Source organism: Amycolatopsis sp. SID8362 (genome assembly GCF_010550475.1).
In the GTDB taxonomy this organism is placed as follows: domain Bacteria; phylum Actinomycetota; class Actinomycetes; order Mycobacteriales; family Pseudonocardiaceae; genus Amycolatopsis; species Amycolatopsis eburnea.
On sequence record NZ_JAAGNB010001030.1, the window covers coordinates 1 to 1,956 of the forward strand.

Genomic DNA, 1,956 nt, shown 5'->3' on the forward strand with positions numbered 1-1,956 from the left:
TGCACGCGCTCCGGCACCGCGCCGACCGCCGCGGCGAGGCCGTCCTGGTCGACGCGGAAGTTCGACAGCACCGACGCGCCCGCGGAGTCGGCGGTCAGCACGATCATCGGCGTCCGGCTCTTGGCGGCCTCGGTGATCCCGGTGACGGCGTTGGTCAGCCCGCAGCCCTGGTGCAGCGACAGCACTGACACCTGCCCGCTCATCCGCGCGTAGGCGTCGGCCATGCTCGCCGCCCCGCCCTCGTGGCGGGCGGCGACGAACCGGACGCCGCCCGCGCGCAGTGCGTTGGTCACCTCGAAGTTGCCGCTGCCCACCACGCCGAACGCGGTGCCGGCGCCGAGGCCGGCGAGCGTGCGGCCGACGAGTTCGGCGACGTTCACCGCTCCACCAGCGCCAGCACGCGGGCCGGGCTGCCGGAGCCGCCGACGATCGGCAGCGGCGAGACCACCAGCAGCGTCCCGGTCGGCGGCAGCGAGGCGAGGTTCCGCAGCTGCGTCAAGCCGTGCTTCCCGGCGCCCAGCAGGAGTTCGTGGCAGGGGAACATCGGCTCGAGCGCGGGCGCCTGACCCGCGTCGGTCCCGACGGTTTCGACCCCGAGCCCGGTGATCGGCGTTTCCTCGGCGAGCCACCGCGCGCACTCGGGCGAGACGCCGGGGGAGTGCGACCCGGTCTCGTCGGCGTTGAGGAATTCTTCCTGGTCGGCGCTGCGCGCGTCCCAGCCGGTGCGGTAGAGCAGCCAGCCGCCGTCGGGCAGCGGGCCGTGCTCGGCCGTCCACGCCCGGACGTCGTCGATCGAGAGCAGGAAGTCCGGGTCCTCGGCGGCCCGCGCGGAGAAGTCGAGGACGACCGCGGGCGCGACGAGAGTCTTCAGCGGTACCTGGGAGACGTCGTGACCGTCCTTTCCGGACACCCAGTGCACCGGGACGTCGAGGTGCGTGCCGGTGTGCTCGCCGGTGTGGATGTCGTTCCAGTACCAGCGCGGCCCGCGTTCGTCGTAGCGGCTGATCTCCTCGAGCCGGAACGGGATGGTGTTGGCGAACGGTTCGGGCAACTGCAGGATCGGCGTGCTCGAACTCAGGGGTGCGGTGAGGTCGACGATCTCGACCGCCCCCGAGGTGATCGCCTTGCCGAGCCCGTCCAACAACGACATGCCTGCCTCCCGGTGCCGGTGTGCCTCTCGATCGAGACCCTATGCCCGCGACGGCCGCCTTGACAGCGCTGTGTTCCCCGGTGTTGTCTTACTGGCGTAGGACAGTAGGAGGTCCGGTGATCGAGTTCGTCCTGGACGGCCGTTCCCGGGTCGCCACGTACATGCAGCTCGTCGTGCAGGTGAAGCAGGCACTGCGGGTCGGCCTGCTGCGCCCCGGCGACCAGCTGCCGAAGGTGCGTGACGTGGCGCAGGAGCTGGCGATCAACCCGAACACGGTGCTCAAGGCCTACCGCGAGCTGGTTCTGGAGGGCCTGGCCGACGGACGGCCGGGAGTGGGCACGTTCGTCACGGGCGACCTGGCCGGCCCGTCGCTGGGGGCGCAGGCGCAGCTGCGGGACGAGCTGGTCGCGTGGCTGGAGCGCGCCGACGCGGCGGGGATGACACCGGACGACATCGCGGCGCTGATCGAGACCACGATGCGCGGGACAGCGGCACCGCGCGCGTAGTGGGGGGCTGGTACATGGAGCCGGCGGTGGAAACCCGCGGGCTGGGCAAGCGGTACCGCCGCACCTGGGCCCTGCGTGACTGCGACCTGACCGTCCCCGCCGGACGGATCGTCGCGCTCGTCGGCCCGAACGGCGCGGGCAAGACCACCCTCCTCCACCTCGCCGCGGGCCTACTGTCACCGGACTCCGGGGACGTGCGGGTGTTCGGCCGCCCGCCCGCGGCCGCGCTCCCCGAGATCGGGTTCGTCGCCCAGGACACCCCGCTCTACCGCGACTTCACCGCGGCCGAGCTGATCACCA

Annotated in this window: 4 protein-coding genes; 2 read left to right on the forward strand and 2 right to left on the reverse strand. The window is 72.4% G+C overall.

Annotation, left to right across the window (positions count from 1 at the left end; translation table 11 throughout):
- Both G3I65_RS32420 and G3I65_RS32425 read right to left on the reverse strand, forming a co-directional pair.
- Window positions 1-380 (reverse strand): thiamine pyrophosphate-binding protein (locus G3I65_RS32420; protein WP_309235841.1); only part of this gene is annotated, 380 nt, incomplete at its 3' end.
- Window positions 377-1,150: a cyclase family protein gene (locus tag G3I65_RS32425; RefSeq protein ID WP_125313822.1), complete on the reverse strand. Its 774-nt coding sequence runs from the start codon at window positions 1,148-1,150 to the stop codon at window positions 377-379. The genes G3I65_RS32420 and G3I65_RS32425, both read right to left, overlap by 4 nt.
- Before the next feature lie 116 nt (window positions 1,151-1,266).
- On the opposite strand from G3I65_RS32425, the gene G3I65_RS32430 reads away from it, so the two are divergent.
- A complete protein-coding gene (locus G3I65_RS32430; RefSeq protein WP_160699476.1) occupies window positions 1,267-1,656 on the forward strand; it encodes a GntR family transcriptional regulator in 390 nt (129 codons plus the stop codon).
- A gap of 14 nt (window positions 1,657-1,670) precedes the next feature.
- On the forward strand, window positions 1,671-1,956 hold a 286-nt coding region (locus G3I65_RS32435), incomplete at its 3' end, for an ATP-binding cassette domain-containing protein (RefSeq protein ID WP_160699477.1).